The 14,089-nt window shown below is 65.3% G+C and carries 13 protein-coding genes; 10 read left to right on the top strand and 3 right to left on the bottom strand.

Annotated elements, in window-relative coordinates:
• Window positions 1-182: 182 nt before the first annotated feature.
• The 4 genes from AC0L3X_RS12180 to AC0L3X_RS12165 all read left to right on the top strand — a co-directional run bounded on the left by AC0L3X_RS12180 (window position 183) and on the right by AC0L3X_RS12165 (window position 2,873).
• Entirely contained in the window at window positions 183-947 is a 765-nt protein-coding gene (locus AC0L3X_RS12180) for an alpha/beta fold hydrolase (RefSeq protein ID WP_063980094.1), read from the top strand.
• 22 nt (window positions 948-969) lie between these two features.
• Window positions 970-1,305 (top strand): hypothetical protein, encoded by a 336-nt coding sequence (locus AC0L3X_RS12175; protein ID WP_028151120.1) that lies wholly within the window; start codon window positions 970-972, stop codon window positions 1,303-1,305.
• A gap of 170 nt (window positions 1,306-1,475) precedes the next feature.
• Window positions 1,476-2,147, top strand: coding sequence for a dienelactone hydrolase family protein (locus tag AC0L3X_RS12170; protein WP_063980095.1), 672 nt, complete (start codon window positions 1,476-1,478; stop codon window positions 2,145-2,147).
• A gap of 246 nt (window positions 2,148-2,393) precedes the next feature.
• Complete coding sequence (locus AC0L3X_RS12165) at window positions 2,394-2,873, top strand: hypothetical protein (RefSeq protein WP_063980096.1); 480 nt, start codon at window positions 2,394-2,396, stop codon at window positions 2,871-2,873.
• Window position 2,874: 1 nt separating this feature from the next.
• On the opposite strand, the gene AC0L3X_RS12160 is transcribed toward AC0L3X_RS12165, so the two are convergent.
• The 3 genes from AC0L3X_RS12160 to AC0L3X_RS12150 all read right to left on the bottom strand — a co-directional run bounded on the left by AC0L3X_RS12160 (window position 2,875) and on the right by AC0L3X_RS12150 (window position 4,918).
• Window positions 2,875-3,621 carry a polysaccharide biosynthesis/export family protein gene (locus AC0L3X_RS12160; RefSeq protein ID WP_028151117.1) on the bottom strand — a complete coding sequence of 249 codons (747 nt, stop codon included), beginning with the start codon at window positions 3,619-3,621 and terminating at the stop codon, window positions 2,875-2,877.
• Window positions 3,622-3,775: 154 nt separating this feature from the next.
• On the bottom strand, window positions 3,776-4,432 hold the full coding sequence (gene msrA / locus AC0L3X_RS12155) for a peptide-methionine (S)-S-oxide reductase MsrA (protein ID WP_063980097.1): 657 nt from the start codon (window positions 4,430-4,432) through the stop codon (window positions 3,776-3,778).
• Between the two features lie 168 nt (window positions 4,433-4,600).
• Window positions 4,601-4,918: a hypothetical protein gene (locus tag AC0L3X_RS12150; protein WP_007616084.1), complete on the bottom strand. Its 318-nt coding sequence runs from the start codon at window positions 4,916-4,918 to the stop codon at window positions 4,601-4,603.
• 398 nt (window positions 4,919-5,316) lie between these two features.
• On the opposite strand from AC0L3X_RS12150, the gene rpsT reads away from it, so the two are divergent.
• The 6 genes from rpsT (at window position 5,317) to AC0L3X_RS12120 (ending at window position 14,040) form a co-directional block, all read left to right on the top strand.
• Entirely contained in the window at window positions 5,317-5,583 is a 267-nt protein-coding gene (gene rpsT / locus AC0L3X_RS12145) for a 30S ribosomal protein S20 (RefSeq protein WP_028151115.1), read from the top strand.
• 1,245 nt (window positions 5,584-6,828) lie between these two features.
• Window positions 6,829-8,241, top strand: coding sequence for a chromosomal replication initiator protein DnaA (gene dnaA, locus AC0L3X_RS12140; RefSeq protein ID WP_063980098.1), 1,413 nt, complete (start codon window positions 6,829-6,831; stop codon window positions 8,239-8,241).
• 280 nt (window positions 8,242-8,521) lie between these two features.
• Window positions 8,522-9,640 carry a DNA polymerase III subunit beta gene (gene dnaN, locus AC0L3X_RS12135; RefSeq protein ID WP_014491013.1) on the top strand — a complete coding sequence of 373 codons (1,119 nt, stop codon included), beginning with the start codon at window positions 8,522-8,524 and terminating at the stop codon, window positions 9,638-9,640.
• A 109-nt stretch (window positions 9,641-9,749) separates the two neighbouring features.
• Window positions 9,750-10,886, top strand: coding sequence for a DNA replication/repair protein RecF (gene recF, locus AC0L3X_RS12130; protein WP_063980099.1), 1,137 nt, complete (start codon window positions 9,750-9,752; stop codon window positions 10,884-10,886).
• 120 nt (window positions 10,887-11,006) lie between these two features.
• Window positions 11,007-11,750, top strand: coding sequence for a hypothetical protein (locus AC0L3X_RS12125; RefSeq protein WP_063985953.1), 744 nt, complete (start codon window positions 11,007-11,009; stop codon window positions 11,748-11,750).
• Window positions 11,751-11,856: 106 nt separating this feature from the next.
• Entirely contained in the window at window positions 11,857-14,040 is a 2,184-nt protein-coding gene (locus tag AC0L3X_RS12120) for a hypothetical protein (protein WP_063980100.1), read from the top strand.
• Window positions 14,041-14,089: the final 49 nt, after the last annotated feature.

The following is a 14,089-nucleotide window of genomic DNA, read 5'->3' as shown; positions in this document are numbered from 1 at the left end:
TCTCCCCTTGTGGGAGAAGGTGGCGCGAAGCGCCGGATGAGGGGTTGTCTCCGCAAACGCAGGTGTGCGGGCGGAGAGATACCCCTCACCCGTCTCGCCGCTATCGCGGCGAGCCACCCTCTCCCACAAGGGGCGAGGGTGCACCGTCATCGTGGCTAGATAGAACGACAAGGGCGGAAGCAATGCCAAAAATCGATCGGGACGGCGTCGGGATCTACTACGAGGTTCACGGCGCGGGTCCGCCGCTGCTGCTCACTCACGGCTATTCCTCGACCTCGGCGATGTGGCATGGCCAGGTCGACGCGCTCGCGAGGGACCACAAGCTCGTCCTGTGGGACATGCGCGGCCACGGCCAGTCCGACTATCCCGACGATCCCCATGCCTATAGCGAAGCGCGCACCGTCGGCGACATGGCCGCGATCCTCGATGCAGTCGGCGCCGAGCGCGCCATCATCGGCGGGCTCTCGCTCGGCGGCTACATGTCGCTCGCGTTCTATCGCGCTTACCCGCAACGCGCCCGTGCCCTGCTGATCATCGACACCGGCCCCGGCTTCAAGAAGGACGACGCGCGCGAGGCCTGGAATGCACGGGCGCTAGCGACCGCCGACAAGCTCGACCATGAAGGTCTCGACATGCTGAAGTCGGCGACACGCGAGCGCGCCACCGCGAGCCATCGCAACGCCAGGGGATTGGCGCTCGCCGCACGCGGCATGCTGACCCAGCGCGATGCCCGCGTGATCGAGCTGCTCCCCGACATCAAGGTGCCCAGCCTCGTCGTGGTCGGCGCCGACGACGCGCCGTTCCTTGCGGCGTCCGACTACATGGCCACAAAGATCCCCGGCGCACAAAAGGTCGTGATCCCCGCCGCTGGTCACGCCGTCAACATCGATCAGCCCAAGGCTTTTATTGACGCGGTGACGCCTTTCCTGAAGAACTTGCCGGGATAGGACGGTCGGAAGGACACTGGCAATGAAGCAAGCGATACTGGCTGCGAGCGCGGTGCTGCTATCGATGTCTGCGCAGGCAGAACCGTTCGGCGGCACGCCGCCGCGCCGGCCCTTCGTTGCGACCTTGTCGAACAACACGCCGCTCGCCTTCGGCATGGATGCCGAGCAGACCGCGCGGGCACTGGGGCAGCCTCTGCAATATGTGCGCGGGCGGCCCGGCAACGAGATCTATCTCGCGCTTCGCAACCTCGGCGGCAGCGGACTGATCCCCTACCGCCATCGCCTGTTCCTGCAGTTCCGTCACGGACGGCTGGCGGGATGGAAGGAAGACTACGGCGAGAACTGGATGTGGGAGTGAGAGCGACGCACAGCCGCCTCCCCTCATCCTGAGGAGCTTGCGGAGCAAGCGTCTCGAAGGATGAAGGCCACGCTGCTGCTTCTCGGCCTCCATCCTTCGAGACGCGCTGACGCGCTCCTCAGGATGAGGGGAGAGATTAGAGTTCGTAGTAACCAAGAAGGACAACCCGCGTGGGACAAGACATCAAGCTGACGGCTTCCGACAATTTCCAGCTCGGCGCCTATCGCGCCAATCCCTCAGGCGCCCCGAAGGGCGCGGTGGTGGTGATCCAGGAGATCTTTGGGGTCAATCACCACATCCGCTCGGTCTGCGACCGTATCGCCAGGGAAGGCTATGTCGCGATCGCGCCGTCGATCTTCGACCGGACCTCGCCGAACTTCCAGTCGGGCTACACGCCCGACGAGATCGCCGAGGCGCGCAAGTTCGTCGCCAGTCCCGACTGGGACGCGATGCTGCGCGACACGCAGGCCGCGATCGACGCGGTGAAGAGCGTCGGGCCGGTCGGCATCATCGGCTTTTGCCTGGGCGGCAGCGTTGCCTTTGTCGCGGCGACGCGGCTGTCGGGCCTGAAGGCCGCGATCGGCTATTACGGCGGCGCCGTGGTGCGCTTTGCCGACGAGAAACCGAAGGCGCCGACGCAACTGCATTTCGGCGAGAAGGATGCCGGCATTCCCCTGACCGACGTCGAGACCGTCAAGGCGAAGCGGCCGGATGTGGCGGTCTTCATCTATCCAGGCGCCCAGCACGGCTTCCATTGCGACGAGCGGCCGAGCTACGACAAGGCGAGCTCGGATGTCGCCTGGCCGCGCTCGATGGAATTTTTCGCGAAGCATTTGAAATAGCGCGCGCGGCTCTCTCCGCTGTCATTCCGGGATGCGCCGCAAGGCGCAGGCCCGGAATCCATAACCACGAACTGGGGTTATGGATTCTCAGATGCGCAATTGCGCATTATAGCTCGCGACTTCGTCGCGCCCCGGAATGACAGAGCGAGTGTGTGCGTCTGGCCTCAGAGCAGGAATCGGGTGGCTGCATCACGGCACCCGGCGATAGAGCTGGCCGATCAAACCAACTCGCGCCGGGAGATCGCCATGCAGCAAGCCATCACGCACCTCGTCATCCGCAATCCGTTCGGAACCATGGACGTCCCGGGCCCGGACGATTCTGAAGTCATGGACTACGCGGCGACCGCGACGCTGGCCGGCGATGCGGCCGACATCAACGCGGCGGCATGGACATCCATTGCCGCCCTCTCCGATCCGCTCGAAGGCATCTGGGCTAGCAGATGGAATGGTGGCGCCGATCCGACCATTGCAGGCGATACGCCGGACAGATGGAAAGAGGGGCGCGCCGAAGTCCGCGTCGCGGGAAGCCGGATCTATCTGCGTTTCGACTGGGACCATGGCCGCCGGCACGGCCTGATCGATGCTGCGCGCGAGGGCGCGCGCCTAGTCGGAAAGTACATCAACCTGACCACGCCTGCGATCACGCGGCCATGGGTCGGGCTCGTGGTCGATGGCACGCGCATCGACGGATGCTTTCCGAACGGACGGCTGGATTTCAGGCGGTGAGCTAGAACCAGCGCTCACCGACGAACACGGTGTCGCCGGGGCTCAAGGGAGTGCCGAGCGGGACGATGGCGCGCATCGCGCCGCCGGCTTCGGTGTGCGTCACGGTGACCACGTCGCGCTTGGCGCGGGGCGAGAAGCCGCCGGCGATCGCGACCGCGCTTTCGACCGTCATGTTCGGCACGTAAGGATACTGGCCGGGTGCGGTGACTTCGCCGAGGATGAAGAACGGGCGGTAGGCTTCGATCTCGACCGCGACCGAGGGCTCGCGGATGTAACCGTTGCGGAGGCGCGCGGCGATTTCACCGGCGAGACCCGCCGGGGTGCGGCCGCGGGCCGGCACTCCACCGATCAGCGGCATGGTGATCGAACCGCCGGCATCGATGGCATAGCTGTTGGTGAGGCCTTCCTGGCCGTAGACCACGACGCGCAGCCTGTCGCCGGCATCGAGATGATAGGAGGAGTCGTAGCGCACCGGCGCCGCCATCGGCGCGGCGTAGCCGACCGGCATGGGTGCAGGCGACGAGGCAAAGGAATTGCGCAGCGCGCCGATGGCGCCGCCACCGTCGGCGACGACGACCGGCTGTGGTGCGCCATAGGGCTGACCATAGGCCATGGAGTCGAGATCGGCACGGGGCTGCATGACCGCGACGGGACCGGCGGTCTGCATGCAGCCGCCGAGGGCAAGCGCGGCGGACGCTGCCAAGGAGGCTGTCAAGATCGACCATCGAAACGCGCGTGCAACCGGCACCGGACCTAATCCCTCGAAACGAGACGGTCCAGTCATGCACCGGTTATGGTTAACAAAGCGTTGAGGGGGGCAGCGCGGCAATGCGGATGCGATGACACCGCACACTCCGTCATGCCGGGCTTGTCCCGGGCATGACGAGTTGTTCGTGGCGAACTTACGCACTCACGCCCACGCCGATCGGGCAGGACACGCCGGTGCCGCCGAGGCCGCAATAGCCGGCGGGGTTCTTCGCCAGATATTGCTGATGGTAGTCCTCGGCGAAATAGAACGCGCCGGCGGGCGCGATCTCGGTCGTGATGGCGCCGAGACCTTTTGCAGCAAGCGCCTTCTGATAGAGCGCCTTCGATTCATCGGCCGCTTTCTTCTGCGCATCTGAATAAGTGTAGATCGCGCTTCGGTACTGCGTGCCGACATCGTTGCCCTGGCGCATGCCCTGCGTCGGGTTGTGGCTCTCCCAGAACGTCTTCAGGAGTTTCTCGTAAGAGATCTTCTTCGGATCGAACACGACCAGCACCACTTCGGTGTGGCCGGTGCGTCCCGAACAGGTCTCCTCATAGGTCGGGTTCGGCGTGTGGCCGCCTGCATAGCCGACAGCGGTCGCGTAGACACCGTCGCCTAGCTGCCAGAATTTGCGCTCGGCGCCCCAGAAGCAGCCGAGCCCAAACACGGCCTGCTCGAGGCCCGCGGGATAAGGCGGCTGCAACTTCGCGCCGTTGACGAAATGGGTGGTCGCGGTGGGAATGGCTTGCGCACGGCCCGGCAGCGCTTCCGTGGCGCTCGGCAATGCGGTGGTCTTGCGCATGAACAGCATGATTGGCTCTCCGAGACGAGCTGTCCGTCGCTTGAGCCAATGCAACAAGCCAAGGGCTCAGGCGGCGCGCTCGCGATCAAGGTGGGAATATAGGTATCTACGCAGGAGGGGGCAGCCCTGTTACGGCTGCCGTCAACGCGAGGTTCAGTCTCGGCGGGAATTGAAAGATCAATCCCGGGAATAACCGATCAGCGGCTTCCGCGGGCGGAACAGGATCATCAGCAGGATGCCCAAAATGCCGAGCACGGCGAACACCGGCTGATCCAGCACGAGGCGGATCACCGAGGTCCAGAGCCAGGGCGCCTTGGCCTCGACCCAGGTGCGGAACGCCGTCTGGCTGGCCTGGTTGATGTCGTTCCAGAACTGGCCGAACCGGGTGAACCGCAGGGTCTGGTCGGCCACCCAGCGGGCGCCGTCATAGACCATGAAGATGAACCCGCCGGCCAGCAGCAACAGCCCAATCAGTCGGAAAAAGCCGCGGATCATGCCTCACCTATATGGTCGTCCGATCGGACGACCTCTGCAATGCCGCCAGCCAATAGCCGGGCGACGGCAGAAATTCAACCTCTTCAGGGCGTTACGGCGCGCGCTGGAGCTCTCAGGGCCTGTTTTCCAGCCCCGGAAAGCGTTGACGGTGCCGCAGACCCCCTCTATAAGGGCGCCAACTGGCGGTGGGCGCAATCCTGCCGCCGCTGTTCTTTGAGCAGTTGCAGGCTCCATGAGCTTTAAAGGCTTGGAGCCTCAGAGACGACCGCAAGGCCGTCGCTCATGTTCCGGGAACAGCCCAGCAACCGAACACCCTAAATCCGAGCGTCGATTAAGCGGTCAAGCAGCCGGCGCTACCCGACCAAGACGCGACCGGTACCGCAAAGGATATTGAGACCATGGCCAATACCACTTCCGCCAAGAAAGCGACGCGCAAGATCGCCCGCCGCACTGCCGTCAACAAGTCGCGCCGCACCCAGATGCGCGGTGCCGTGCGTACCGTCGAAGAAGCCATCGCCACCGGCGACCGCGCCGCCGCGCTGAAGGCGATGGCGAGCGCCGAGCCCGCGCTGATGCAGGCCGCGCAGCGCAACATCGTTCACAAGAACAACGCGAGCCGCAAAGTCTCCCGGCTCACCGCGCAGATCGCCAAGCTCGCGAAGTAAGCTCGTCGAGTCATCCGATCGACTGATCGGATCGACATCGCGCTCGTCAATCAGCCCGGCTCGCGCCGGGCTTTTTGTTGCCTGTCACAATTCACGCTTGCGGTCGTTGGGCGACCACTCTTCCGTTGGAAGACTCGTGTCGTCTTCGCTGCGCTGCGCCCGTAATTTCACTGGCGGATGTTTTTGCAACAGCGGAAACTTTCACTGCGCTGCGAAAAACCCCTGCGGGGCGGGCTTAAGTTGAATCCGCGCGCGCGAGAGTTCTGCACACCGTAGTTTTCCCGGAACCGGCTCGCGATGGAGTTACCCTGCGAAACGAGACTCAAAAAGCGGTGTCTCAATAATCACTTATCGACATAGCGCCGACAAGCATTTGGAAAAATTGCCCGCAAGGCGTGCGCGTGACGCTTTTGTAAAAAATTTTTGGCGGTGGCGGAGATTTGTCACATGACGCGCGGCGCCTTCGAATCTGTGCACGGATTCAAACTCTTGCTCGCAAGCCTGTGCACAACTCCCGCGCGCCGTTAACGCTGGTCAAGTTTTTAGTCGCCTCAAGTGTGAATCAATTTCGTTGCGAGTCTTTCCGCATAGTGTATTCCTTAAGTCGTCCGCAGCGCCCACGATCTCAAGACCAGCGCGGTTTTAGAAACGGGGCGAGCGTGCAAATCGGCGGCGGTGTGCACGTAGGCGACGCTTCAACAAGCGATTGTCGGTTCAAAACCCATAGCAATATGGGAACGGTAGCTCTTTGTCTGAATGTCTCCAAGTGGGATCTTCGATCCCGCTCGCGCCAGACGCAAACGAGAGATGTCATGAAACTACCGCGACACACGTGATGGCGTAGCCGAGCGGACGAACAGTGCAGACGGGCGGGACATCGGCGACTTCAGTCGCAGTTGTCTTCAGGACACGCAGGACCTTGCCGTGAGCAATCACGGCAGGACGGGGAGGGTATCATGTCTTACGGACTCAACGCGGTATTGAAACAAGCCACCTACTCCAACGATGCCGGTTTAGATCAGCCCAACCTCCAGCCTCCCGCGTGTGACGGAGCGCCGAGTACGCGCTGACCTCGCGACCCCTCCATCTCTGACATCGCTAGTCCGACCCGCGGCGTTCGCGCCGAACGGCGGAGCTGTGTCCGACGATGGAATCGCTCGAGGTCGTGCCCTTTGAAGGATCCTGGCGGGACCCCTTCATGGCACTCACAACGCAACTTTATCTCTCAATAGAAGTTTTTTGACGATGAACACATCGGAACAGGATCGCTGGTCACGCGTGAAGAGCCGGCTGCGCTCGAACGTAGGCGAAGACGTCTATACGAGCTGGTTCGCCCGTATGGATCTGGAAGGCGTGCAGGAGGAGAGCGTGCGGCTCTCGGTGCCGACGCGCTTCCTGAAGAGCTGGATTCAGGCGCATTATGCCGAGCGCGTACTGTCGTGCTGGCAGGCCGAGGCGCCGGAAGTTCATCGCATCGATCTCACCGTTCGCTCCGCGGTGCGCCCGGTCGTGCAGCAGAAGGAGACGCCTGCGCCGGTCGAAACACGCCGCGCGCCCGCGCCGGAACTGCGCTCGACGGCGACTGCGCCGGTCTCCGCAAACCACGACGCGCTCGGCGGCTCGCCGCTCGATCCGCGCCTGACCTTTGCAAGCTTCGTCGTCGGCCGCTCCAACACGCTGGCGCATGCGGCGGCTCGTCAGGTCGCCGAAGGGCGTCGCGGCGATCCCGTCATGTTCAATCCGCTCTACATCCATGCCGGCGTTGGCCTCGGCAAGACGCATCTGCTCCAGGCCGTGACCTGGGCCGGCAATTCCGGCAACGAGCGCAAGGTGCTGTATCTCACGGCCGAAAAATTCATGTACGGCTTCGTCGCCGCGCTGAAGACGCAGACGGCGCTCGCCTTCAAGGAAGCGCTGCGCGGCATCGACGTGCTCGTAATCGACGACCTCCAGTTCCTGCAGGGCAAGTCGACCCAGGCCGAGTTCTGTCACACGCTGAACGCGCTGATCGATGCCGGCCGCCAGGTCGTGATCGCGGCCGACCGTCCGCCGTCCGACCTCGAAAGCCTCGACGATCGCGTGCGCTCGCGCCTCGCCGGCGGCCTCGTGGTCGAGATGGGCTCGCTCGGCGAAGAACTGCGGCATGGCATCTTGAAGTCGCGCGTCGCGGCGGCCCGCGCCCATCACGCCACCTTCGACGTGCCGGAGGAGGTGCTGCTCTATCTGGCGCGCACCATCACCCATAACGGCCGCGACCTCGAAGGCGCGATCAACCGGCTTCTCGCGCATTCGAAGCTGAACAACCAGCCGGTGACGCTGGAGATGGCCGAGCGCGAGGTGCGCGATCTGGTCCGGCCGCAGGAGCCGAAGCGGATCAAGATCGAGGACATCCAGCGCGTGGTGGCGCGGCAGTATAATGTCAGCCGTTCCGACCTCCTGTCCTCGCGCCGCACCGCCAACGTGGTCCGTCCGCGCCAGGTGGCGATGTATCTCGCCAAGACGCTGACCCTGCGCTCGCTGCCCGAGATCGGCCGCCGCTTCGGCGGGCGCGACCACACCACGGTGCTGCACGCCGTGCGCAAGATCGAGGCGCTGGTCAACAAGGACACGGCGCTGTCCGAGGAAGTCGAGTCGCTGAAGCGCCAGCTTCAGGAATAAACGCCTAAGGCTCCTGCCATTCTCCCGCCGCCCCGGCCATGCCTGGGCGGCGGTGTTCGTTTGCCGGGACGGCCGCCCTCCTTTTGGGCTGTAAATCGTGGGGAACCACCCCGCAATCCCTTGAAACGGATGGCTTTCCGCGCCACCTTGCGCGACCCTGACGGCTTTGGTCATATCGGCTGGATGATCCGGCTTTTCGGGGTCTTCGATGCCGTGGCGCGCGTCCCGCCGCCCGGCTTTTCCAACGTTGTGTTTCCTTGGGGATCGGGCGAGTAGTGCAATGAAGGTTACGGTCGAACGCGCGCAACTCCTGAAATCGCTGGGTCATGTCCACCGCGTGGTCGAGCGCCGCAACACCATTCCGATCCTCGGCAACGTGCTGGTCCGCGCCGAGAACGCGAAATTGTCGCTGAAGGCGACCGACCTCGACCTCGAGGTGACCGAGACGCTCCCGGCCGAAACCGCGACCGCGGGCTCCACCACCGTGCCGGCGCACATGTTCTACGACATCGTGCGCAAGCTGCCCGATGGCTCGCAGATCGTGCTGGAGGCCGACGGCGACCGCGCCGTGCTGGCGATCCGCGCCGGCCGCTCGCGCTTCACGCTGCAGACCCTGCCGGAGAATGATTTCCCGGATCTCGCCGCCGGCGACATGTCGCACTCGTTCTCGCTCGCCGCCAAGGACGTCAAGCGGCTGATCGACCGCACCCAGTTCGCGATCTCGACCGAAGAGACGCGCTATTATCTCAACGGCATCTATCTGCACGCCGCGGGCACGGCCACGGCCGCCACCCTGCGCGGCGTTGCCACCGACGGCCACCGGCTCGCCCAGCTCGACCTGGTCCAGCCCAAGGGCGCCGACGGCATGCCCGGCGTGATCGTGCCGCGGAAAACCGTCGGCGAGGTGCAGCGCCTGATCGAGGACAACGAGGCCGAAGTCACGATCGAGCTGTCGCAGGCCAAGATCCGCTTCACGATCGGCAATGTGGTGCTGACCTCGAAGCTGATCGACGGCACCTTCCCCGACTATGGCCGCGTGATCCCGCAGGGCAACGACAAGGAACTCGTCGTCGACAAGAAGGATTTCGAGAACGCGGTCGACCGCGTCTCCACCATCTCCAGCGAGCGCGGCCGGGCCGTGAAGCTCTCGCTGTCGCCGGGCAAGCTGGTGCTATCGGTCACCAACCCTGATTCCGGCAGCGCGACCGAAGAGCTCGAAGTCGAATACGCCTCCGACGCCCTCGATATCGGCTTCAACTCGCGCTACCTCCTCGACATCGCCGCCCAGATCGAAGGCGACGTCGCCACGCTGAAGCTCGCCGACCCCGGCTCGCCGACCCTGGTGCAGGACAAGGACGACAAGAGCGCGCTCTACGTGCTGATGCCGATGCGGGTGTGAGGCCTACCGGCCTCCTTCGCATTGCCTACATACGTCATGGCCGGGCTTGTCCCGGCCATCCACGTCTTGGGAGCCTGAGAACGTGGGTGCCCGGCAATGACAGAGTGATATGACCCCCTCCCGCATTCAACGCCTGACGCTGACGCATTTTCGCAATTATCGGGCGGCGGGGCTCGAGACGGCGGCTGACATGGTGGCGCTGGTCGGGCCGAACGGGGCCGGCAAGACCAATTGCATCGAGGCGATCTCGTTCCTGTCGCCGGGCCGCGGCTTGCGGCGCGCCACGCTGGAAGATGTTGCCGACAACCAGGGCGACGGCTCCTGGGCGGTGTCGGCGCAGGTCGAGGGCGCGCTGGGGCTCGCCACGCTCGGCACCGGCATCGACGCGCCGCGCGCGGACGCCACAGTCAGCCGGCGCTGCCGCATTGACCGCGAGCCGGTCAATTCGGCCACCGCCTTCGGCGACCATATCCGCATGGTGTGGCTGACGCCGGCGATGGACGGGCTGTTCATGGGCGCGGCCTCCGAGCGGCGGCGCTTCTTCGACCGCCTGGTGCTGGCGATCGACAGCGAGCATTCCAGCCGCATCTCCGCGCTCGAACGCTCCCTGCGCTCGCGCAACCGCCTGCTCGAGACGCGCAATTACGACGACCATTGGTGTGATGCGATCGAGCGCGAGACCGCGGAGCTTGCGGTCGCGGTCGCCGCAACGCGCGGCCAGACCGCAGCGCGCCTCACCGGCATGCTCAACGCCCGCGCGCAGGAATCCGCCTTTCCGTCCGCGCAAATCGCGCTGGACGGCTGGATGGAGAATGCGCTGCTCACGGAGACCGCGACGTCGGTCGAGGACCGCTACCGCCAGATCCTGCGCGACAACCGCCCGCGCGACGCCATCGCCGGCCGCACCACCGACGGCCCGCACCTCACCGATCTCCAGGTGATCTATGCGCCGAAAAGCATGCCGGCGCGCGATGCCTCGACCGGCGAGCAGAAGGCGCTGCTGATTGGCCTCGTGCTGGCGCATGCGAGCCTGGTCGCTGAGATGACCGCCATCGTGCCGCTGCTGTTGCTCGACGAGGTCGTCGCGCATCTCGATCCGAACCGGCGCGCGGCGCTGTTCGAGGAGCTGCGCAAGCTCGGCGCGCAGGTGTGGCTGACCGGCGCCGACCCCGCCGCCTTTGCCGACATTGGCGCAGGCGGCGACGTCTTTGACGTCGAGAGCGGACGTGTCTCCGCCCGGCGCTAGACCGCGCCGTTGAACCCGGCCGTTTGCAATCGCGACTAGCCTTTTGAGGCCGTGGCGATGCCTGTCACGGCCGTCGCCAGCGCGCAAATGACGTCACGCGCGAAAACCCTGGAGAATGAGATGCGGACGGTAAGGACCGGGGCGCGAGTCCCGGCTCAATGGCTGGCCTTTGCGTGCGGCCTCCTCTTGCTTGCGGTCTGCATGCTCGCAGCAAGCGCCAGCGCCTGGGTGCCGCATCTGTCGCCGCTGTTCGCGTCGGCACTCACGCCGGACCCCGCTGCCAAGCTGCCCGCGCCGACCCGTTACAGCTACCGAGGAACGCACACCACCGTCGTCAAGGGCATTGAAACGCCACTCCGCACAAGGCTGGAGGCCACCGTGCCCGCCGAGCTCGGCGACGTCCTCGCCTTCTACCGCACCGAACTCAGCAAGCTCGGCTGGCAGGAGCAGCGCGATGGCGCGGTGGTCTCCGCCGATCACGTCAAGCTCGCCTTCGCCTCCCCGCTCGGACCTGGCATGCTGGCGCTCGACCGCAAAGACGCCAGCACCGCCGTCAATCTCGTGCAGAAGAACGCATCTGTCGCGGCCAATGCGAACGTGATGCCCGAGCCCGGCCAGGCGAAGCTGGTGTTCTCCAATATCAGCGAAACGGAAGCCTCGCTCACGATCAACGACCGGACCATCAAGCACGCCGCCGGCGCCTACGCGGTTTCGCTGGATCTGCAGCCCGGCAGATATTCCTACGAGGTGAGCGTGCCGGGCCATCCAGCCACGACGAACATCCTCAACTTCGCTGCCGGCGATACCTGGGAGCTTACGGTCGGGCGCGACGGAGAGGCATGGTCGCCGCTCCTGCTGTATTGAACCTCCCGGGTTTCTGCCGCGACTTCTCGTCTGAGGCCGCGCCGACGGTGTCGCAGCCTGCAAATGCGCACGCCTGAGCCGTGCGCGATATCCTGGAGACGTGACGATGTCGATGATCCCGCGCGGGACGCCAGTCCCGGCACGATGGCAGCTGCTTGCCTGCGGCCTTGTCCTGATGGCGAGCTGCTCGACCGCGGCCGCCGCCGACGGAGGCATCGTCGACGTCCATGCGCTGCCGCAGCTCGAGGGCGCGGTGGAAGACACCTCGCGCCCCGATCCCTACCGCGTCGAATACCGCATGCCGACGCCGGAAGCCGTGACATCGCCGGCGGTGAAGAAACTCCTCAGCGCCGACGGCTGGGTGCTCTATGTGAGGCCGCTGGAGGAGAAGAGCACCAATCTGAACTTCAAGAAGGGACGGCAGGGCCTTTCGGTTCACTTCACGCAGGCCCTCGGCCGGCCCGATCAATCCGTGGTCTACTACACGACCGACCGGATCTACGGGAACGTGCCGTTTCCGGACGGCGCGAGCGACATCATGTTCGATGGGACCCGGCCCTATCTCGGCTGCATCGCGCCCAGCGCGCTCGATGCGACGTCGGATTTCTACGCCAGCCAGATGGCCGCGATCGGCTGGCAGAAACTCACGCCGGAAACCGCCGCGCGCTGGACGACCAGCCTGGATGAAACCGTTCCCAACGGCCTGCGCGCCTTCTACGCGCACCCTGACAGCAAGGACACCGGCTTCTACCAGCAGAAGCCGGTGATGCTGACGCTGACACGCCGCGACGACGGCCGCACCAATATCGATATCCGCGTCGCGCCCTTCGCGCTGCCCAGCGAGCTCAAGGCCGATGGCGATCTGGCCGGCCTGCCGCGGCCAACCCCGACCAAGACGGCCAGGGGCCTCGGCAGCGCAAGCTCCAACAAGCGCGAGATGTCGGCCGCCGCGATGGCCGAGCTGCCCGCCGTGCTCGCCTTCTATCACCGCGAGCTCGCCGCGCGCGGCTGGCAGGAAGATGGCAGCGCGCCGCTCGCGCCCGGCGACGAAGTCGCAATCAAAGTCTCCAACGCCGAGGAGACCGGCGTGCTGCGGCTTGGCCGCAAATATGATTTCACCATGATCAGCCTGAACGTGCAGGTGAAGGACTCCGCGCTTGCCGCCCGCGCCAAGGCGAAGAAGGAGGCCGACGACAAGTTCTTCAGCGATGCCGCAGCAGCCGCACAGAAGATGATCGCCGCCGACGAGGCGCGGCGCAAGGTGCAGGCCGCCGGACTCTCCGATGCGCCGCTCAATGCGCTCGCCGACAGCAAGACACCGGTGCCGCTGCCCGAGACCGCCGAGGGCGTGATATTCGAAGGCGGCGACGGTCGGCTCGAATTCTCCTCCAATTCGAGCGTGAAGGCGCTCGGCACCTTCTACCGCGCATCGCTGAAGAACGCGGGCTGGAAGGAGCAGCCCTCCGTCATCAACCAGCCCAACATGGCGGTGATGGAGTTCTCCAAGGGCGGCAAGTCGATCTCGATGACCGTGATGCAGATGGGCCCGAAAGTGAATGTCAGCGCCACCGGCTCCGGCCTGGTCGTGGCCGCGGCGAAGCCGGTCGAGACCAAATCGGCACAATCCAAACCGACAGAATCCAAGGCCATGCAGGCCAAATCGACCGAGCCGCTGAAGCCCGATCCCGATTCCGCCCTGCCGGTGCCGACGCAGCGCAGCTCGAGCGGGATCAGCTCGACGAAATTCCCCGGCAGCGACCAGTCGTTCCGCAAGGAGCTTGAAGCCAGCATTCCGGCTGAGCTCTCAGATGTCCTCGCCTTCTATCGCGCAGAGCTCACCAAGCGCGGCTGGCAGGAAAAGACTGACGGCGCGACTGTTACCGCCGAGCGGGCGGAGCTGGCGTTCACCTCGCCGGAGGGGCCGGCCATGCTGAAGCTCGGCCGCGCCAGGGAGGAGACAACGGTCAGCCTGGTGCAGCGGAATCCGCAGGCAGCGGCCAAGGCCGACATCATGCCCAAGGCGGGACAGGCGAGGCTGATGCTCGGCAATATCGGGCCGAAGGAGGCGTCGCTGACGATCAACAAGCAGACCATCAAGATCGCGGCCGGCGCCGGCGGCCCGCAATCGCCGAAAGGCCCGATGCTCGATCTGCCGCCCGGCAAGTACCAGTACGCGCTGCGCCTGCCCGGGCAGCCCACTCGCAACGAGACCCTGACCGTAGCCGCCGGCGACGCCTGGGGCCTCTTGGTGGGGCCAAGCGGCGACGTGCTTCCGCTGCAGATGTATTGAGGTGCGACGAAGCAGGTGCGCCCACGCGCAGCCGGCGTTTCGGACCCGT

This window comes from Bradyrhizobium sp. MI1.7 (assembly GCF_055811795.1).
This window is presented reverse-complemented; position numbering and strand designations above follow the sequence as displayed.